The sequence below is a fragment of the Kribbella sp. NPDC004536 genome, from assembly GCF_042873835.1.
GTDB lineage: Bacteria > Actinomycetota > Actinomycetes > Propionibacteriales > Kribbellaceae > Kribbella.
On the sequence record NZ_JBIALY010000004.1, the window covers coordinates 25,075 to 43,823 of the forward strand.

Consider the following 18,749-nt stretch of genomic DNA (forward strand, 5'->3'; position numbering starts at 1 on the left):
ATCCTCGGGGGGCCGTTTGCGCGTTCTGGATCAGACGGTCGCGTACGGCGTCAGGTCGCCGGCCAGCGCCGGATGGACCCGACCGGTGATGTGCGTGCCGTCCGCGGTGTGTTCGAGCTGCTCGACCGAGCCCTCGGAGTGGATCCGGGAGACCAGGTCACCGCGCTCGTACGGCAGCAGGACCTCGACCATGACGTGCGGCTGCGGCAGGGCGCCCTCGATCAGCTCGCGGAGCTTGTCGATGCCTTCACCGGTACGGGCCGAGACGACGATCGCGTTGGGCTCCCGGTGCAGGATCGGGGCCAGCGCCAGCGGATCGGCGGCGTCGGCCTTGTTGATCACCACGATCTCCGGTACGTCGGTCGCGTCGATCTCGGCCAGGACCTCGCGGACGGCCTGGATCTGCGCGATCGGGTCCGGGTGCGAACCGTCGACGACGTGCAGCAGCAGGTCGGCGTCGGTGACCTCCTCCAGCGTCGAGCGGAACGCCTCGACGATGTCGTGCGGCAGGTGCCGGACGAAGCCGACCGTGTCGGTCAGCGTGAACACCCGGCCGTCCGAGGTCGTCGTACGGCGCGTCGTCGGGTCCAGGGTCGCGAACAGCGCGTCCTCGACCAGCACGCCCGCGCCGGTGATCTGGTTCAGCAGCGAGGACTTGCCGGCGTTGGTGTAACCAGCGATCGCGACCGAGGGAACCAGGTTCCGGCGGCGCTCCTGGCGCATCGTCGTGCGGGTGCTCTTCATGTCCTTGAGCTGGCGGCGGAGCTTGGCGATCTTGGTGTTGATCCGGCGCCGGTCGGTCTCGATCTTGGTTTCACCGGGACCACGGCCACCGATGCCGCCACCGGCCGCACCGACGCGTCCACCGGCCTGGCGGGACAGGTTTCCACCCCAACCACGCAGGCGCTGCTTCATGTACTGCAGCTGCGCCAGCTCGACCTGGGCCTTGCCTTCCTTGCTCTTCGCGTGCTGCGCGAAGATGTCCAGGATCAGCGCGGTCCGGTCGACCACCTTGACCTTGAGCTTGTCCTCCAGGTTGCGCAGCTGCGCGGGCGCCAGCTCGCCGTCCGCGATCACCGTGTCGGCGCCGAGCGCCGCGACCAGGTTGCGCAGGTCGGCCACCTTGCCGGAGCCGATGAAGGTCGCCGGGTCCGGCTTCTTCCGGCGCTGGATGACGCCGTCGAGTACCTCGGAACCGGCGGTCTCGGCGAGCAGCTTCAGCTCGGCCAGCGAGTTGTCCGCGTCCTCGGCGCTGCCCTCGGTCCAGACGCCGACCAGCAGCACCCGCTCGAGCAGGAGCTTGCGGTACTCGACCTCGCTGATGTCGGTCAGCTCGGTCGACATGCCGACCACGCGGCGAAGCGCCTGCCGCTCCTCGAGGTCCAGGCCCTCGGTGCTCAGCTCGTGTTCGTAGTCGTCGTGACCCGTCAACGAATCGCCAGAGTCCTCGCCCTCAAGGAGGTCAAGTTCGACGTCGGTGGTCTCGTCGTAAGAATGTGAATGGGTCGTCATATGCCTTCCATGGTGGCACGGGTCACCAAGTACAAGCGACCCGTTTACTACAGTCAACGCCCCACGCGGAAATCAGATTCCCAGCCACGCCCGGTCGAACTCGCCGCGCGCGTGCAGAACGGCCGGTCCGGTCAGCTCCAGGTGGTTGTCGGCACGCCACGTCACGCTCACCTCACCGCCTGGTACGCCGACGCGGTACGTCACCGGGAGCTCGTCGTGGGCCTGGCGTGCCGCAGCCACGGTCACCGCACAGGTACCCGTGCCGCAGGAGCGGGTCTCCCCCGCGCCGCGCTCGTGCACCCGCATCTGTACGTCGTGCGCGTCCCGCCGTACGACGAACTCCACGTTCACGCCCTGCGGGAACGCGGCGGCCGGGGTCCACGTGGGCTGGTCGCACAGGTTGCCCGGCTCGTTCAGGTTGTCGACGAACACGACCGCGTGCGGGTTGCCCATGTCGACATGCAGCGCCGGCCACTGGTGACCGTTGGCCTCGACCACGATTCCGGCCGCGTCGGGAAGCTTCGGCGCGCCCATGTCGACGGTCAGTGTGCCGTCGTCGTTCTGCGCGACCTCCTTGACGCCGGCGCGGGTGCCGACCCGGACCGGTTTGCCGTCGATCAGGCCCGCCTCGGCGAGGTACTTCACGAACACGCGGACACCGTTCCCGCACATCTCCGCGATCGAGCCGTCCGCGTTCCGGTAGTCCATGAACCAGTCGCCGCCGTCCTCGACGTACGACTGCTTGTCGCCCTGGATCACCCGCAGCACACCGTCCGCGCCGAGACCGGCGTGGCGGTCGCAGAGGAACCGCACCACGGCCGCATCCAGCTCACCGTGCACGGAACCGTCCGGGTCGGGCAGGATCACGAAGTCGTTCTCCGTACCGTGCCCTTTCAACCAAGGGAACGTACTCATGCGCACAGCGTACGAGGTGTACCTGCACCACTCAGTATCTGTCCGCCGCGGAGCGGCTCCACGCTCAGCCGCCCTCGTGTTGCGCGCCGCGGGCGCGGTTGGTGAGTGTCGCAGGTCCGGGCCGTACGGTTTGAGCATGATCGCGTGCTTCTGGGAGCGGGACGACGCCGTCGCGGTCGCCGAGCGACTCGGCGGGGTCGTGCGGCGCGGGCGGTTCCACGGCGAGGACGACGACGAGGACCACCCGTGGTCAGTCGTGCTGGCGGAGGTGGATCTCGCCGAACTGGACGAGGTGCTGGCAGAACACGACGGCTGGCTGGAGACCGAGACACACGAGGCTCCTTCAGATCCACCGCCACTACCGACGGAGCCCAAGCGCTTCAAGCGATGACGCGGCCGGGGCGCTCGCCGGTGGGTTTGCCTGCGGCGAGGGCTGGTTCGCCGGCCACCAGGACGTGGTGGACTCCGACGGACAGTTGCCACGGGGCGTCGTACGTCGACTTGTCGGCGATCTGTCGTGGGTCGAGGACGACGAGGTCGGCGACGGCGCCCGGTTTGATCACGCCGCGGTCGGACCAGCCGAGGCGGGATGCCGGGAGGGAGGTCATCCGGCGGACCGCCTCCGCGAGGGTGAACAGCCCACGGTCGCGGGCGTAGTGGCCAAGCACCCGCGGGAACGTGCCGAAGTTGCGCGGATGCGGGTGCCCCGGACCCGTAGGATCCATGATCCAGCCGTCGCTCGCGATCGCTGTTCGCGGATGTTCGAGGACGGTTGTCACGTCCTCCTCACGCATGGCGTGGTTCACCACGCTGACCGCCGCGTCGTGCGACTCGAGGATCCGCAGCACGATCTCGGCTGCGTCCACCCCGTCGAGCCGAGCGATCTCGGACAAGCTCATTCCCCGACAGTCCTCGTACCGCCCTGGTGGAAGAGATGCGATCACCACGGTCTCGGGCGAGAGCAGTACGTCGGCCCGCAGCGCCTGGGCGATCCGGGTGCGTTCACCGGGGTCAGCGAGACGGTCGAGGAGGCTCCCACCGGCCAAGGCCCAGGTGGGGAGGCGGGTGGTGAGGGTGGTGCTGGTGGCGGTGTAGGGGTAGGCGTCCCAGCCGAGGTCGACGTCGGTCACGGCGTCCAGGCGTTCGAGGGCCGCCTCGACGAGTCCGTGGTTGGACGTACCAACGGCCTTCAGGTGAGAGATCTCCAGGCGGGCTCCGCCGGCGCGCGCTGCCGCGATCGCCTCGTCCAGCGCATCCAGCAGGCCGCCACCCTCGTTGCGGATGTGGGTCGAGTAGAGCAGCCCGCAGTCGGCGGCGGTACCCACCAGAGCCGCGACCTCCTCGGGCGACGCGTAGGCGCCCGGCGCGTAGATGAGGCCGGTGGAGAAGCCGACCGCGCCTTGGTCGGCGGCCTGGCGGAGCAGGTCCTGCATCATACGGAGTTCCGCAGCCGACGGAGCACGTCGGGCGCTGCCCATCGCGGCGATTCTGAGCGTGCAGTGGCCTACCTGCAGCGCCAGGTTCACCGCCGGTTCCAACGTTGCAGCAAACCCGCCCGCGTCGGTCCACGACCACCCGTGCTTCGGGCCGAGGAACGCCGTACCCGCCTTGAGCATGTCCAGGTCGGTGATCGGGAACGGCGACCACCCGCAGTTCCCGGCGACCAGCGTGGTGACGCCTTGCGCGAGCTGTGATTCGGCGGCCGGACTTGAGCCGAGACTGAAATCCGCATGTGAGTGCAGATCGACGAACCCCGGTGCGACAATGTTGCCCGTGGCATCGATTACCTCGGCGTCCGCGACCGGCTGGCCGGGCGGCAGTACGGCGCTGATCCGCCCGCCCTCGACGAGTACTGTCCCGGGCCGCGGCGCACTCCCGGTCCCGTCGACGACGAGGCCGCCGGTCAGTGCGAGCACCATCGAGTCACTCCTGTCCTGGGCCGAAAGCCAGTTCTTCGATCGTGTTGGCGGCGACGAACTCCCGGTCGACCGGATGCCCGAGCCCCGGCCCCTCCGGTACCTGGACGACCCCGCCGACGGCGGTCACGGCGGGCTGAACGACGTCCCGGGCGTAGTACTTCTCCGAGGCGGACACGTCCGATGGGAGGGTGAACCCGGGGAGACTGGAGAGTGCGACGTTCGCGAGCCGGCCGACCCCGAACTCGTGCATGCCCCCGCACCAGACGGCGACCCCGGCGTCCTGCGCCCGATCATGCGCCGTCACGGCCGCGGTCAGGCCGCCCATCCGCGACACCTTGATGTTGAGGATCTGCAGCGCTTCTAGCTTCAGCGCGATCTCCAGGTCGGCGACCGTCTCGACACTCTCGTCGAGGCACACCGGCGTCTCGATGCGACGCTGCAGCTCGGCGTGGCTGAGCAGGTCACGCGGGGCGAACGGCTGCTCGATCATGGTCAGCCCGAACTGGTCCAGCTGCAGCAGATGGTCCAGGTCGTCGGCGCTGTAGATCCCGTTCGCGTCCACATGCAGGTCGAGGTGGGGATACGCCGACCGCACCGCGCGCACCGGTTCTACATCCCAGTCCTGGGCGATCTTCAACTTGACCCTCGGGTACCCGGCTTCGACCTGATGTCCGACTTGTACGAGTAGGTCGTCGATCGTCGGCTCGATACCCAGCGAAACACCCGCAACAACCTCGGTGCGCTTCCCACCCAGAACGGTTGCGAGAGGCAGTTGTTGGGTCTCTGCCCAGAGGACCCAGGCGGCCACGTCCACGCCGGCCTTTGCGAACTGGTTGCCTCGGACCTTGCGTACCTCGAGCTGCGAAGGGTGGGTCCAGCGGCGGCCGAGGACGGCGGGCAGGAGGTAGCGGGACGCGATGTGCCAGCAGGTTTCGACGGTTTCGGGGGCGTAGTACGGGTCGGACGACGATGCGATCTCGCCCCAGCCGACGGCACCGGACTCGTCCTCCAGTTCGACCAGGATGTGGTCGAGGTAGGCCTTACGGTGCGAGCTGGTCTGGAAGGCGTGGACGAGCGGCATCCGCACCCGGTGCAACCGCGCCGCGACGACCCTGAGTTCAGTTGACATACAACCCCAGCTCCGTGTTCAGCCGGTCCCGCTCCACCAGCCGCCGGCGCGCGCCCTTCGCGCTGGCGGTGGTGAGCGTCGCGAGGACGTGCAGTACGGAGGCGACCACGGTCGGCGAGTCGACGTACGACGCACTGCCGGTCGCGACGTAGATGCTCTGGTCGGCGATCTTGGCGAGTGGTGCGTCGTCGAAGTCCGTGATCGCGACGAGTTCGCCGCCGGCCTCGACGAACCGCTGCGCGATGTCGACGGTGTCGCGCCGGTACCGGCGGAACGAGAACGCGACCATCAGGTCGTTGGACCGTACGTCGGCCAGCACGTCGACACCACGTACGACAGTGCCGTCGATCAGCGTCACCTGGGACAGCCCGACGCCGAGGTCGAACGCGAGCAGCGACGCGTACGAGTACGACTTCGCGGAGCCGATGATGAAACGCCGGCGGGCAGCGACGATCCGGGCGGCGGCCTGCGCGATCGACTCGTCGGTGAGGATCTGGTCGAGCGCCGCGTCGATCGAGGCGCGTTCCTGCTCGACGACCCGGCGTTGCAGGAGCGTCGACGAGCGTCGTTGCAGGCGCGCGTCGTACCGCTCCTGTGGGCTGGTGAGCTCGCGGTTGTCACGCATCGTCGGCCTGCCCGAAGTAGTAGACGCCGCTGCCGTCCGGACGCCGCCGGCACGAAACCGCGACGAGCCCCTTGCCGAGCAGTTCCTCGAACGAACGCCGAAGGTCAGTCGTTGGTACCACCAATTCAACGACCGGCTCCGGCGTGGCCGGATGCTCGCGGGTCAAGTCCCACTCAACGATGAGCCGATCCGTGCCGGGACCGTACATGTCGGGAGCGAACCAGCGGCCGCGGGCGCCGAGCACGTCGAGGTTGAAGTGCGCGTTGCGGATCTGCGCCGGGTCGTAGGTCCAGCGCATCCGCGACATACCGTGGCTGAGGGCAACCTCTTTCTGCGCGTGCTTGAGCATCCGGCCGAGGCCGCGGCCCTGCTGCGCGGTGGCCACCACGGCGGACTGCGAGTAGTGGTAGAAACCGCGCCGGTCGGTGGCGCAGAACCCGTACGCGAACGCGACCAGCTGATCGTTCTCGTCGAGGATGCCGACCACCGAGCCGCCGTTGCTCGCGAGCGCGCCGAGCAGTCGCGGGTTCAGCCCGTACGACGGGTCGTCGTACCCGAAGACCTCGCGGTACAGCGCCGACGCCTCGGCGAACCGGGACGCCGTGGTGAGCGAGACCGCGCGGAAGCTCACCTCAGAGATACGATTCATATCCTGACCATATCTGCACTTGGAGAACTCTGGCGAGTCGTGGATCAGATGATGATACGTTGACTATCCATGATGATCGAGCGACTCCGGGAGTACGTCGGCGCGGAGACCCCGACGGGTGACGCGGCCGCGCTGAACGCCTTCGCCGACCGGCTGGCCAGGCGCTACGCCGAGCTCGGCGCGACCGTACGTCGCGACCGGCACCCGACCGGCGACCACCTGATCGCCGACTTCCCGGGCCGAGCCGCGGCGCCGCTGCTCTTCCTGACCCATCACGACACCGTCTGGCCGGTCGGCCAGCTCGACGGCGCGATGCCGTGGCGTGAGGCGGACGGGATCATCCACGGCCCGGGCGTCTTCGACATGAAGGGCGGCCTGGTCGTCCTGGAGACCGCGCTCGAACAGGTCGCCGGCCGCGACCATCGGCCGCTGCGGATCGTCGTCGTCGCGGACGAGGAAGTCGGGTCGCCGTCGGCGCGCGAACTGGTGACCGCCGAGGCGAAGGGCGTGTACGCCGCCTTCGGGTTCGAGCCGCCGCATCCGAACGGCGACCTGAAGACGTCGCGCTGGGGCAGTACGCGGGTCCGCATCGAGGTCACCGGCCGCGAGGCGCATGCCGCGCTCGACCCGGACAGCGGCGTCTCCGCGATCGACGAACTGGTCGACCAGCTGATCGCGGTACGACGGGTGGTCGCCGCCCACGACAACGTGCTGTGCAACGTCGGCACGATCGCGGGCGGTGGACGTACGAACGTCGTACCGGGATCGGCGGCGGCCGACATCGGGTTCCGCTTCGTCGATCCGGCCACCGAAGATGCGGTACTCGCGACGGTGCGGGCCTTGGAACCGGTGCGGGACGCGCGGTTGAGTGTGCAGGTGCTGTCGAACCGACCCGCCTGGCAACCCTCGGCCGCAACCGACGAACTACTGGCGAAGGTCGCCGCCGCCGGGCAGTCCGTCGGTCAGCGGATCGGCGGCGCGCCCGCGTCCGGCGCCGCCGACACGAACCTCACCGGATGGTTGGGCGTACCAACATTGGACGGCCTGGGCCCCGTCGGCAAGGGCGCCCACGCCGTCCACGAACAGGTGATCGCGGCGACCCTGGCCGAACGTGCGGCCCTGGTCGCCGCCGTCATCACCGCGCTCTGACGACTCCGGCCGCTCCCCCACCACGCCGGGTCGGCTCGGCTGCTGCGAGGATCGCGCCACCGGGCAGGAACTCGAGTGCCTCGACCGCACCGATCTCGGCCGCCGAACTCCCCGGCGCGCCGGCCGGCGTGAACGTGTGGCCGTACGGCGCCAGCGTGGCACCGTACTGGTCGATGAACGACTGTTCCGCCGTCACCGACGCGGTGTTGCGTTGCGACGCTCGTGGTGCCGCGATCGCCTGCGGCAGCGTCATGCCCCGGTCGAGCCGGTTCGTCAACGTCTGCAGGACGGTCGTGATGATCGTCGAACCACCCGGCGAGCCGAGCGCGATGTACGGCTTGGTGCCGCGCAGCACGATCGTCGGCGACATCGAGGAGCGCGGCCGCTTCCCGCCGATGACGATGTTCGGGTCCTTCGGATCCGGCACGAACGAGAAGTCGGTCAGCTCGTTGTTCAGCAGGAAACCCCGGCCCGGCACGGTGATACCGCTACCGCCGGTCTGCTCGATGGTCAGCGTGTACGAGACGACGTTGCCCCACTTGTCGGCTGCGACCAGGTGCGTCGTCGATCGCCCCTCGGTGTCGGGACGCTGCTCGACCGCGGTGCCCTTGCCGCAACGCGAGTACTGCCCGTCGGGCGATCCGGCCGGCACCGGCTTGGTCGCCGCCTTCTGCGGGTCGATCAGGCAGGACCGCTCGGCCCCGAAGCCCTTCGACAGCAACTGCTTCTGCGGTACGTCGACGTACGCCGGGTCGCCGATGTACGCACCACGGTCCGCGAACGCGAGCGCCGACGCCTCGAGGTAGGTGTGCAACGCCTGCGTCGTCGACATCTGCGCGATGTGCTGCGGTTGCAGGATGTTGAGAGCCTCACCGACAGTGATTCCGCCGGACGACGACGGCGGCATCCCGTAGACGTCCAATCCGTCGTACCGGACCTTGGTCGGCGTCCGGTCGATCGCCTTGTACGACGCGAGATCGCTGGTCTGGAGATAGCCGGGGTAGAACGGGAGCGTCGCGTCCGCGGTCTTCGGCGGGTTCTTCGCGACGGCCGCCATCTCGCCCGACAGTTGGCCGTTGTAGAACACCGACGGGCCTTGCTGACCGATGAGCTTGTACGTCGCGGCGAGCTCGGGGTTCTTGAACAGCGAACCGACCTGCGGCGCGTCACCGTTCGGCAGGAACAGCTTGGCCGTCGGTACGACCTGCGCGAACCGGCTCTTGTTCTCCAGCGTCTGCAGCCGGAACGTCGGGTCGACGACGAAGCCACGCTCGGCCAGCTCGGCGGCCGGCTTCAACGCGTTGCCGAGCGACAACGATCCCCACTGCTTCAGCGCGCTGTTCCAGGTCGCGAGCGTGCCTGGTACGCCGATCGAGACGCCGGACGTCACCGCGTCCCCGAACGCGTACGGCTTGCCGGTCTTCTGGTCGACAAAGGCGTTCGACGGCATCGTCGCCGGCGCGGTCTCGCGGCCGTCGATCGTGTACACCTGATGACGCCTGGCGTTGTAGTAGACGAAGTACCCACCACCGCCGATGCCGGCCGAGTACGGCTCGGTGACGCCGAGCGCGGCGGCCGTCGCGACTGCGGCGTCGACAGCATTGCCACCACGACGCAGTACGTCGAGCCCGATGTTCGTGGCATCCGGATCGACCGACGACACAGCACCGCCGTACCCGACCGCGACCGGCTGCCTCGGCGTGGCTTCGACTTGCGGGGTGGCGGTTGCGGTTGCAGTGAAGGCAGTGAGAACGAGGGTTCCTGCGGACAGAGATGCGACCAGTTTCTTCACGAACTCCCCCACACGGGCTTCGGCGACAGGGACAGCCCCTGCCTATCAGCTGACGGTGCAGGAGTCGAGGAATCGGCGTACCTCGTCGTCGGGCCATTCGACGGTGCCGGTGGGGAGTTCGACCAGGAGCCACTGGTTCGGCAGCTTGACCTGACCGGTCAGACGGCCGTTGACGGTGCCGATGTGGAACGTCTTGCCGCCCGCGTCGCTGACCCGGACGTGGGACAGGCTGCGCGCCTGGTCCGACGCCTGCAGCACGACCTTCGCCGCAGTGTCCGCCGTGCGCATCTCGGGCTGGGACAGGACGACGCGGTTGGCCGCGATCGGGGGCTCGGGCGACCAGCCCTTGGGGGCGAGGCTGCAGGCGATCGTGCTCCACGCCTGCTTGTTCGCGACCAACTCGACGACCGAGGCGCCGAACGCCGACATCGTCTGGTTGGCCTTCGGTGTCGCGGCCGGCAGCGTCGCCGGGCCGGCTGCTGACGCCGCGGTGCCCTGCTCGACCGGATTGCCGGCGACCTCGCTGCCGTTCCCCCACCACTTCACCTGGTTGCCGACGGCGAGCACGAGGGCGGACGCAGCGGCGACGCACAGCACGCCGGTGACCCGGCGCCGGCGCTTGATCCGGCGCAACGCGAGCCGGCCCCGGCTGACGTCCGCGTCGATGTCCGCGTCCGGCAGCCCGTCGGCGGCCCGGTCCGCGAAGCCCTCCAGCAGTTTCTTGACCTCGTCCATCGGCGGTCTCAGCTACTCCCCGTCTCTTCGGTCGTCATCAGTTCCTTGAGGCGCTTGAGCGCCTTCGCCGTCTGGCTCTTCACCGTTCCCTCGGTGCACTCCAGGATCCGCGCGCAGCTCGCGACGTCGAGATCCTGGAAGTACCGCAGTACCAGAACCGCTCGCTGCCGGGGCGCGAGATCCAGCAGGGCGTCCCGGACCGCCAGCGTGTCCGCCTGGTCCGGTACGTCGGTCAACCGGGGCTCGAGCGTGTCGGCGGTCACCACCTCGGGGTGGCGGCCGGCCCGGCGGCGCTCGTCGAGGAAGGCGTTGACCAGGATGCGGTGCGCATACGGGCCCGCGCCTTCGTGCTTGATCCGGTGCCAGTGCACGTACACGCGGGTGCAGGCGGTCTGGACCAGATCTTCGGCGGTGTGCACATCCCCCGCGGTGAGCAGCAACGCCGTTCGCATCAGCCTCGTGCGGTCCGCGATCAGGTACTCGCGGAACTCGGCCTCACGGTCACCCCCTCGCATCGACGGCCCCGTCTGTCGGGCCTTTTGTCACCTCGACTACGCCGGCGGCGCTCGCGAGGTTGCCTCGGGCTATCACTTCCAGTGCCAATTCCGGCAGCTCGGGCGCGTCGTACGGCAGCCACGTGATCCGTTGGTCCTTACGGAACCAGGAATCCTGGCGGCGGGCGAACCGCCGGGTGGCCTGGGCGGTCCGCTCCCGGGCCTGGGCCTCGTCGATCTCACCGTTCAGCAACGCGATCACCTGCGAATATCCGAGTGCGCGGTTGGCGGTCTTCCCCTCAATCAAACCCTTGTCCAGCAGACCTCGCACCTCGGCCACGAATCCGGCGTCGAACATCCGGTCCACCCGGCGGTCGATCCGCTCGTCCAGGACCGGCCGCGGTACGTCGAGCCCGATCTGCACCGCACCCTCGTACACGTAGTGGTGCTCGGGCAGCGTGGCGACGTACGGGCCGCCGGTGATCTCGATGACCTCGAGCGCGCGGACGATCCGCCGGCCGTTGCTGGGCAGGATCTGTTCGGCGGCTTTCGGATCCTTTCGCCGCAGCTGTGCGTGCAGTGCTCCGGAGCCGTTCGCTTCGAGCTCGGCCTCGAGGCGGGCGCGGACCTCCGGGTCGGTACCAGGGAAGGCGAAGTCGTCGAGGATCGCGCGGACGTACAACGCCGAGCCGCCGGCGAGTACCGGTACTGCTTGCCTGTTCAGGCAGTCGTCGATCTCCTTACGGGCGAGTTCCTGGAACTCGGCGACGGTCGCTGTTTCGGTGACGTCCAGAATGTCGAGCAGATGATGCGGTACGCCTTGCCGCTCGGCCACTGTGATCTTGGCCGTACCGATGTCCATGCCGCGATACACCTGCATGGCGTCGGCGTTCACCACCTCACCGCCGAGACGCTGGGACAGGGCAACGGCGAGGTCGGACTTCCCGGCCGCGGTCGGACCCACGACCGCGACGACGAGTGGAGCAGGCATCGCTCCAGTCTGGCAGGCCCGCCGCCAAGAGTTCGCCAAGAGGTCCCGACCGGCCTTGTGGATGACCCGGAAAGTTCGGTAGTAACCATGGGGTTCGTGACATTTCTACGGGAGGAAACCAAGTGACGAATTCGTTCGATGAAGAGTCGGCCAAGGACGCACTCGGGGAGGACGCACTCGGGGAGGACGCGCTCGGGGAGGAGGCCGAGGGTCTGACCGCGGCCAAGCGCAGCGGCGGCGACGTCGAAGCGAAGAAGAGCGGTGGGGACGTCGAGTTCGCGGCCGACACCGAGCCCGGCGACGAGTCCGGTGGCGACGTCGAATCCGGTGGCGGTTCGACCACGGACAGTGGTGGCGACGTAGAGTAGTAGCCGTCCGCATCGTTTTGGGAACGGCGCTCGCGGGATCCCACAGTTCTGGCGTTGCAGGTGCGAAGATCATCGCTAGCTGTCTGTAAGCACTCAACTACGCAGGAATGGGAGCCCCGTGATGGGCATCTTCGACAAGTTCAAGGGCAAGGCCGAGGACCTGAAGGAAAAGGCCACCGACCTGGTCGACGGTCACGGCGACAAGGTCGGCGAAGGCCTGGACAAGGCCGGCGACTTCGTCGACGAGAAGACGGGCGGCAAGTACGGCGACCAGATCGACTCCGGGGTCGAGAAGGCCAAGGACGGTCTGGACAACCTGGACGGTCAGGACGACGACATCCCGAACAACCCGCCCGCCTGAGCCGCTCCGGAAGGGCCGCAAGCACCACGCTTGCGGCCCTTTCGCCTGTCTAGGATCCGGTGCATGGCCGACCTCCAGCTGACGGTGCTCGGGTGCGCGACGCCGTACCCGGCCGTCGACAACCCGTGCTCGGGCTATCTCGTCACGTCCGGGCCGACGCGGATCTGGATGGATGCGGGTACCGGCACGCTCGGGCCGCTGCAGCGGTACACGCGGCTGGACGAACTGGACGCGATCTGGATCTCGCACCTGCACGCGGACCACAGTGCCGACCTGCTGACCGCGTACTACGGCGCGTTGTACGCCGATGTGTCCTTGCCTGCACCGATCCCGCTGTACGGCCCGCCGGGGATCGCGGACCGGCTCGCCGGGTTCCTCACCAACGGGTCCGCGCGCAGTCCTGTCGAGTCGGCGTTCGAGATCATCGAGCTGTACGACGGACAGTCGGCGACCGTCGGCGATGTCGGGCTGACGTCGCGCGCGGTGGAGCACGGGCTGCCGGCGTTCGGCGTACGGCTGGAAGCTTCGGGGCGGTCGCTCGTCTACTCGGGTGACACTGCGCCTTGCCCGGCGTTGACCGAGCTCGCGGACGGTTGCGACGTACTGCTGTGTGAGGCCGACGGACCGGATCCCGCGCATCACACGCCTGAACAGGCAGGCGTCAGTGCGGCTGGGGCTGGGCGGTTGATCGTCACGCATGTCGGTCGGGCAATCGCCCCGGCAGAGGCTGCGGCGCGGGCCTCGACGTCGTACGACGGACCGGTGTCGTACGCCGCTCCGGGTGCGACGTACCAGATTTGACGGATGTATCCGGACGCGGATCGTCCGGATGTCGTCGTACATTCGGCTCATGGTCAAGGTTGCGGTCGATCAGCTGACGGTGCGGGCACTGTCGGCGGAGACGTGGGATGCGTTCGCGGCGCTCGCGGAACGGCACAACGGGGTGTGGGGCGGCTGCTGGTGCACGTGGTTCCACACCATGCACAACGAGAAGACCTTCGATGCCGTCAGCAACCGTGAGGTGAAACACCGGCTGGTGGTCGAAGGTCGCGCGCATGCGGCGCTGGTGTTCGACGGCGAGTTGGCGGTGGGCTGGCTCGAGTACGGGTCACCCGTGGAGCTGCCGAACATCTACCACCGCAAGGAGTACGAGGCCGGACTGGACCGGCTGCCCGACTATCGGCTGACCTGCTTCTTCACCGACCGCAACTACCGCCGCCAGGGCGTCTCCACCGCCGCCCTCCGCGGCGCCCTCTCACTCATCGCCGACGCCGGCGGCGGCCTGGTGGAGGCCTACCCCCAAGACACCGCCGGCAAGAAGATCACCGCCTCCTTCCTCTACAACGGCACCAGCTCCCTCTTCGCCCAAGCAGGCTTCACCTACCAACGCCCCAAAGGCAAAAACCACTGCGTCATGACCAAGACCGTCTAGCGCCTCAGGCCTCGAATTGGGGGTGGGGGTTATTAGGGTTTGGGTATGGATCGGTTTCGGGTGGTGCCGGCGGCTTATGTGGTGGTTCGGCGGGGGGATGAGGTGTTGTTGTTGCTGCGGGCTAATACCGGCTACATGGACGGGTACTGGGCGGTGCCGGCGGGGCATGTGGAGCAGGGGGAGTCGGTGGTGGCGGCTGCCGTACGCGAGTTGAAGGAGGAGGTGGGGATCGACGTGGATCCGGTGGAGCTGGTGCCGTTGACGGCGATGCATCGGACCGGTGGGAACGGGGATCCGATCGACGAGCGGGTGGACTTCTTCTTCGTGACGTCGAAGTGGTCGGGTGAGCCGAGCGTCATGGAGCCCGAGAAGGCGGCCGGGCTCGGGTGGCACTCGTTGGACGACCTCCCGGAGCCGCTCGTACCGCACGAAGCCCGCGTCCTCGGGTCGCTCCGGGCCGAAGCGCTTCCCGCGGTGATCGTCCAGGGTTTCGCCTGAGTTCACCGGCGGGCCGGTTGCCACGCTCTACTGTGCCGACGTTGTCAACGGACATGGGAGCGTGGGGCGATGGACGAGCAGTACGGCGGGACGAGCCGGCGAGGACTGCTGGGGGCGATCGGGGCGGGTGCGGTGCTCGCCTCCGGCACGTTGACCGCGGCGAACGCGACGGCGACACCAACAGCTGCAACAGGACGAACCGGAAGGATCGACACCGAGCATCCGCAGTTCACGCTCGCGGTGGTCCCGGACACGCAGTACCAGTTCGACCAGGACCGGGGTGACGCGGCGCCGCTGACCGCGACGTTCAAGTACCTGATCGACCAGCGCACCGAGCAGAACATCGTGTTCATGGCACACCTCGGTGACGTGGTGGAGAACGCGCAGGCCAGCGAGTTCGCGAAGGCGGACCCGGTCTTCCGGATCCTCGACCGCGCCCGCTTCCCGTACTCGGTACTGGCCGGCAACCACGACATCGACGGATCGAAGGACGACACCCGCGGCCCCTCGCCGTACCTGGACACGTTCGGCCCGCAGCGGTTCCGCTGGATGCCGACGTACGGGGGATCGACCGCGAACGGGTACAACCAGTACCACGTGTTCCGCGCGGGCGGTCGCCAATGGTTGCTGCTGGTAATGGACTGGCGACCGTCGGACGCGAGCTTCGCCTGGGCCCGCGCCGTCATCAAGGCACACCCGAAGCTGCCGGTGATCCTGACCATCCACGAACTGGTGAACGCCGACCACGGCAACCCGGTCGCGTACTTCAGCGACCACGGCAACCGGGTCTGGGAACAGCTCGTCGACGACAGCGACCAGATCTTCCTCACCCTGAACGGGCACTACTGGCCGCCCGGCCGGGTCACCCGGAAGAATGCCGCGGGCAACGACGTGCACCTGCACCTGACGAACTACCAGGACCGGTACTACGGCGGCTCCGGCATGGTCCGGCTGTACCACTTCGACCTGGCCCGGAACACCATCGACGTCGAGACGATCTCGCCGTGGATCATGGCCCAGGACCCGGCCCGCCGCAACGAGCTGGCCGAGGCGGAGATCGAGCTCAGCGACGACACAAACCGCTTCGGCATCCCGATCGACTTCACCCAGCGGTTCGCCAAGTTCGCGCCGGAACCGGTCCGCCCGGCGCGTCCGGCCAAGCAACTCGTCATCCCCGGTACGGCGGCGTACTGGCGCTTCGACGGTCCGGTCGCGGACCAGGTCGTCGACCAGTCCGGGCACGGCAACGACCTGACCCGGGTCCAGCTCAGCAACGACGTACCGACCGCGTCCGCGGAGTACCACCCGGACCAGCCGGGCCACGCGAGCTGGGCCTTCCCCGGCGGCAAGAACCCGGCCCGCGGTGGGTACCTGAAGACCGCGGACAGCGCCCCGCTGAACGCGATGACGTTCCCCAACGGGTACACGATCGAGGCGTTCGTCAAGCTCGCCGACGACGGGCAGGACCACTCCTGGGAGGGCCTGCTCACGCGGCTCGGTACCGGACGCGACGCGGGCAAGACCGGCAGCGACCCGGACGAGCCGGCCGCGAAGCTCGGGTTCTCCGGCGGGCTGCAGGTGCAGTGGGCGGTGTACCCGGCCGACAAGAACGACACGTTCACCAACTGGGGACACGAGCAGCGCGCCGGTGAGTGGTTCCATCTCGCGATCGTGAACGACGGACGGCACAGCGTCGTGTACGTCGACTCGTCCGAGCTGCTGCGTAACCCGGCAACCCCGTCGAACGGTCTCGCGACCGCGGGCAAACCGTGGCTGGTTGCCGCCGGCCACTACGCCAACACGATCGACCAAGGCTTCGCCGGCAACCTCGGCGAACTCCGCATCGTCACCCGCCCCCTCAAGCCGTCGCAGTTCCTGAACGCTTGAGCTGTACCGACGGACGGGTAGTGGTGCCGCTCGGCAATCCGGCGCAGGCTCAGCACCACGACCGATCAGCGCCCGCGGGCCGACCACTACCCGTTCTTCGGTACGCCGATCACAGGTAGGACCGGATCAGCTCGCCCTGCGCAGGTAGCAGGGCGAGCTCGGCCGGGGTCAGCGTCGGGTTGTTGCCGCGGGCCCGCAACGCGGCGGGCAGGCCCGGCGTCGGGTCGATCGAGTGGGCGAGGTACGCGGCGAGCGACTCGCGGAGCAACGACGAGAGCTCGGCCCACTCCGGGTCGAGAACGACCTGAGCCAGGATCACCGCGCTCATCGCGACATCGAACTCGGCCGGGCCCTCCTCAGCGTTTCGCCAGTCGATCACCATCGGTCCGTCCGCGGCCGAGATCACGTTGAACGGATGCAGATCGCCGTGCACGACGACGAGCCCGGGAGCGCCGCTCGGTGCCGGGATCGCGTGCAGTCGCCGGTGCAGGTCGGCCTGCACCGCACCGAGCTCGACCGGGCTGACCTCACCGGCGATCACCGCCTCGCCGAGCGTCGGCCCGGAGATCCGCTGCATGACCATGTCCGCGCCGCTGATCTCACCGACCCTTGGCACCGGATAGTCGTACTTCGCGACGTGCCGCATGTAGTCGGCCTCGTCCCGCACCGGATGCCCGTCGCGGTACCGCCGCAGCACCCAGTCCTCGTCGATCGCGTAGACGTCCGCGTCCCGCCCTGCCGCGAACGGCTCTGCTCCGGCCGGGAGCAGTGCGGACAGCCCTGTCATCCGACCTGACAGCCGCCGACAGCGGCCTCGAAGGGCTTCGCTCCGACTGTCGGCATGCCGAGCATCACGCCCGGAGCCTGGGCCGGCTCGTCCTGCAGACGCTGCCACGCGTCACCGGCGCGCGTACGGCGGACGGCACCGAACACGTCGGCGACCAGGTGGTGCGGGGCGGCGTACGTGATCTCAACCGTCGCCATGTCACCCGGCCTCGGCGCCTCGACACCATCCGGTACGGCGAAGTGGACCAGCCGGTTGTCCGCGCCGCGACCACTCAACCGGTGCGTCGACGCGTCCTTGCGTCCCTCCCCCTCCGCGACGAGCACCTCGACCGACCGCCCGACGAGCTTCTTGTTCTCGTCCCAGGCCAGGTCGTCCTGCAGCGCGACGAGTCGCTCGTACCGCTCCTGGACGACCTCGCGCGGGACCTGGTTGTCCATCGACTCGGCCGGCGTCCCGGGACGCTTCGAGTACTGGAACGTGAACGCGCCCGCGAACCGCGCGTGCCGCACCACGTCGAGCGTGCCCTGGAAGTCCTCCTCGGTCTCCCCCGGGAACCCCACGATGATGTCGGTGGTGATCGCCGCATCCGGCATCGCCGCCCGGACATCCTCGATGATGCGAAGGTAGCGATCGCGGCGGTACGACCGGCGCATCGCCTTCAGCACGGCGTCCGAGCCGGACTGCAGCGGCATGTGCAGCGAGTGCATCACGTTCGGCGTCTCGGCCATCGCCTCGATCACGTCCGCGGTGAAGTCGCGCGGGTGCGGCGAGGTGAACCGGACCCGCTCCAGGCCGTCGATCGTGCCGCACGCGCGGAGCAGCTTCGAGAACGCGTACCGGTCGCCGAACTCCACACCGTACGAGTTCACGTTCTGCCCGAGCAGGGTCACCTCGAGCACGCCCTCGGCGACCAGCGCCTCGACCTCGGCGAGGATCTCGCCCGGCCGGCGGTCCTTCTCGCGGCCGCGCAGCGCCGGCACGATGCAGAACGTGCAGGTGTTGTTGCAGCCGACGCTCACCGACACCCAGGCGCTGTACGGCGACTCGCGCCGGGTCGGCAGCGTGGACGGGAACACCTCGAGCGCCTCGAGGATCTCGACCTGCGACTCCTGCTCGACCCGGGACCGCTCCAGCAGCGCCGGCAGCGAACCGATGTTGTGCGTGCCGAACACCACGTCGACCCACGGGGCCTTCCGGGTGATCGTCGCCTTGTCCTTCTGCGCCAGGCACCCGCCGACGGCGATCTGCATGCCGGGCTTCCGGGCCTTCACAGGCGCCAGGTGCCCGAGGTTGCCGTACAGCTTGTTGTCGGCGTTCTCGCGGACCGCGCAGGTGTTGAAGACGACGACGTCGGCCTCGTCCCCCTCGGGCGCGCGGACATAGCCCGCGTCCTCCAGCAGCCCGCGCAGGCGCTCGGAGTCGTGGACGTTCATCTGGCACCCGTAGGTGCGGACCTCATAAGTACGCATGACAGCCACCAAGAGTACGTGCCGCGGTAGACATTTC

Annotated in this window: 20 protein-coding genes; 8 read left to right on the plus strand and 12 right to left on the minus strand. The window is 68.6% G+C overall.

Going from position 1 to position 18,749, the window contains the following annotated elements:
• Positions 1-30: 30 nt before the first annotated feature.
• Positions 31-1,512: a GTPase HflX gene (hflX, locus tag ACFYRU_RS33325; protein WP_387666147.1), complete on the minus strand. Its 1,482-nt coding sequence runs from the start codon at positions 1,510-1,512 to the stop codon at positions 31-33.
• 72 nt (positions 1,513-1,584) lie between these two features.
• The gene (gene dapF, locus ACFYRU_RS33330; RefSeq protein WP_387666150.1) at positions 1,585-2,427 is read right to left on the minus strand and encodes a diaminopimelate epimerase; all 843 of its coding nucleotides are present in this window, start codon (positions 2,425-2,427) and stop codon (positions 1,585-1,587) included.
• Positions 2,428-2,563: 136 nt separating this feature from the next.
• On the opposite strand from dapF, the gene ACFYRU_RS33335 reads away from it, so the two are divergent.
• Positions 2,564-2,818, plus strand: coding sequence for a hypothetical protein (locus ACFYRU_RS33335; RefSeq protein ID WP_387666153.1), 255 nt, complete (start codon positions 2,564-2,566; stop codon positions 2,816-2,818).
• On the opposite strand, the gene ACFYRU_RS33340 is transcribed toward ACFYRU_RS33335, so the two are convergent.
• Genes ACFYRU_RS33340 through ACFYRU_RS33355 form a run of 4 tightly spaced genes read right to left on the minus strand, consistent with a single transcriptional unit; the run spans position 2,808 to position 6,749 of the window.
• Complete coding sequence (locus tag ACFYRU_RS33340; RefSeq protein ID WP_387666155.1) at positions 2,808-4,346, minus strand: amidohydrolase family protein; 1,539 nt, start codon at positions 4,344-4,346, stop codon at positions 2,808-2,810. The genes ACFYRU_RS33335 and ACFYRU_RS33340 overlap by 11 nt on opposite strands.
• 4 nt (positions 4,347-4,350) lie before the next feature.
• On the minus strand, positions 4,351-5,475 hold the full coding sequence (gene menC / locus ACFYRU_RS33345; protein ID WP_387666158.1) for an o-succinylbenzoate synthase: 1,125 nt from the start codon (positions 5,473-5,475) through the stop codon (positions 4,351-4,353).
• On the minus strand, positions 5,465-6,100 hold the full coding sequence (locus ACFYRU_RS33350; protein WP_387666160.1) for a MurR/RpiR family transcriptional regulator: 636 nt from the start codon (positions 6,098-6,100) through the stop codon (positions 5,465-5,467). Before ACFYRU_RS33350 ends, menC begins: the two co-directional genes overlap by 11 nt.
• A complete protein-coding gene (locus ACFYRU_RS33355) occupies positions 6,093-6,749 on the minus strand; it encodes a GNAT family N-acetyltransferase (protein ID WP_387666163.1) in 657 nt (218 codons plus the stop codon). Before ACFYRU_RS33355 ends, ACFYRU_RS33350 begins: the two co-directional genes overlap by 8 nt.
• Before the next feature lie 69 nt (positions 6,750-6,818).
• On the opposite strand from ACFYRU_RS33355, the gene ACFYRU_RS33360 reads away from it, so the two are divergent.
• A complete protein-coding gene (locus ACFYRU_RS33360; RefSeq protein ID WP_387666166.1) occupies positions 6,819-7,898 on the plus strand; it encodes a M20 family metallopeptidase in 1,080 nt (359 codons plus the stop codon).
• On the opposite strand, the gene ggt is transcribed toward ACFYRU_RS33360, so the two are convergent.
• Genes ggt through miaA form a run of 4 tightly spaced genes read right to left on the minus strand, consistent with a single transcriptional unit; the run spans position 7,885 to position 11,910 of the window.
• The gene (ggt, locus tag ACFYRU_RS33365) at positions 7,885-9,690 is read right to left on the minus strand and encodes a gamma-glutamyltransferase (protein ID WP_387666169.1); all 1,806 of its coding nucleotides are present in this window, start codon (positions 9,688-9,690) and stop codon (positions 7,885-7,887) included. The genes ACFYRU_RS33360 and ggt overlap by 14 nt on opposite strands.
• Before the next feature lie 45 nt (positions 9,691-9,735).
• Positions 9,736-10,425 (minus strand): hypothetical protein, encoded by a 690-nt coding sequence (locus ACFYRU_RS33370; RefSeq protein WP_387666172.1) that lies wholly within the window; start codon positions 10,423-10,425, stop codon positions 9,736-9,738.
• A gap of 8 nt (positions 10,426-10,433) precedes the next feature.
• Positions 10,434-10,940: a SigE family RNA polymerase sigma factor gene (locus ACFYRU_RS33375; protein ID WP_387666174.1), complete on the minus strand. Its 507-nt coding sequence runs from the start codon at positions 10,938-10,940 to the stop codon at positions 10,434-10,436.
• Complete coding sequence (gene miaA, locus ACFYRU_RS33380; protein WP_387666176.1) at positions 10,927-11,910, minus strand: tRNA (adenosine(37)-N6)-dimethylallyltransferase MiaA; 984 nt, start codon at positions 11,908-11,910, stop codon at positions 10,927-10,929. Before miaA ends, ACFYRU_RS33375 begins: the two co-directional genes overlap by 14 nt.
• A 122-nt stretch (positions 11,911-12,032) precedes the next feature.
• On the opposite strand from miaA, the gene ACFYRU_RS33385 reads away from it, so the two are divergent.
• The 6 genes from ACFYRU_RS33385 (at position 12,033) to ACFYRU_RS33410 (ending at position 16,456) form a co-directional block, all read left to right on the plus strand.
• Positions 12,033-12,278: a hypothetical protein gene (locus ACFYRU_RS33385; protein ID WP_387666178.1), complete on the plus strand. Its 246-nt coding sequence runs from the start codon at positions 12,033-12,035 to the stop codon at positions 12,276-12,278.
• A gap of 121 nt (positions 12,279-12,399) precedes the next feature.
• The gene (locus tag ACFYRU_RS33390; RefSeq protein WP_387666181.1) at positions 12,400-12,639 is read left to right on the plus strand and encodes an antitoxin; all 240 of its coding nucleotides are present in this window, start codon (positions 12,400-12,402) and stop codon (positions 12,637-12,639) included.
• Positions 12,640-12,702: 63 nt separating this feature from the next.
• Entirely contained in the window at positions 12,703-13,440 is a 738-nt protein-coding gene (locus tag ACFYRU_RS33395) for an MBL fold metallo-hydrolase (protein WP_387666184.1), read from the plus strand.
• 49 nt (positions 13,441-13,489) lie between these two features.
• Entirely contained in the window at positions 13,490-14,071 is a 582-nt protein-coding gene (locus ACFYRU_RS33400) for a GNAT family N-acetyltransferase (protein ID WP_387666186.1), read from the plus strand.
• Positions 14,072-14,116: 45 nt separating this feature from the next.
• Positions 14,117-14,569: an NUDIX domain-containing protein gene (locus ACFYRU_RS33405; RefSeq protein ID WP_387666188.1), complete on the plus strand. Its 453-nt coding sequence runs from the start codon at positions 14,117-14,119 to the stop codon at positions 14,567-14,569.
• A 69-nt stretch (positions 14,570-14,638) separates the two neighbouring features.
• Entirely contained in the window at positions 14,639-16,456 is a 1,818-nt protein-coding gene (locus tag ACFYRU_RS33410) for a LamG-like jellyroll fold domain-containing protein (RefSeq protein ID WP_387666190.1), read from the plus strand.
• Between the two features lie 109 nt (positions 16,457-16,565).
• Here the strand turns inward: ACFYRU_RS33410 and ACFYRU_RS33415 are convergent, their stop codons facing one another.
• Together ACFYRU_RS33415 and miaB are read right to left on the minus strand one after the other, a co-directional pair.
• Positions 16,566-17,243 carry a phosphotransferase gene (locus ACFYRU_RS33415; protein ID WP_387666193.1) on the minus strand — a complete coding sequence of 226 codons (678 nt, stop codon included), beginning with the start codon at positions 17,241-17,243 and terminating at the stop codon, positions 16,566-16,568.
• Positions 17,240-18,712, minus strand: coding sequence for a tRNA (N6-isopentenyl adenosine(37)-C2)-methylthiotransferase MiaB (gene miaB / locus ACFYRU_RS33420; RefSeq protein ID WP_387666195.1), 1,473 nt, complete (start codon positions 18,710-18,712; stop codon positions 17,240-17,242). Before miaB ends, ACFYRU_RS33415 begins: the two co-directional genes overlap by 4 nt.
• Positions 18,713-18,749: the final 37 nt, after the last annotated feature.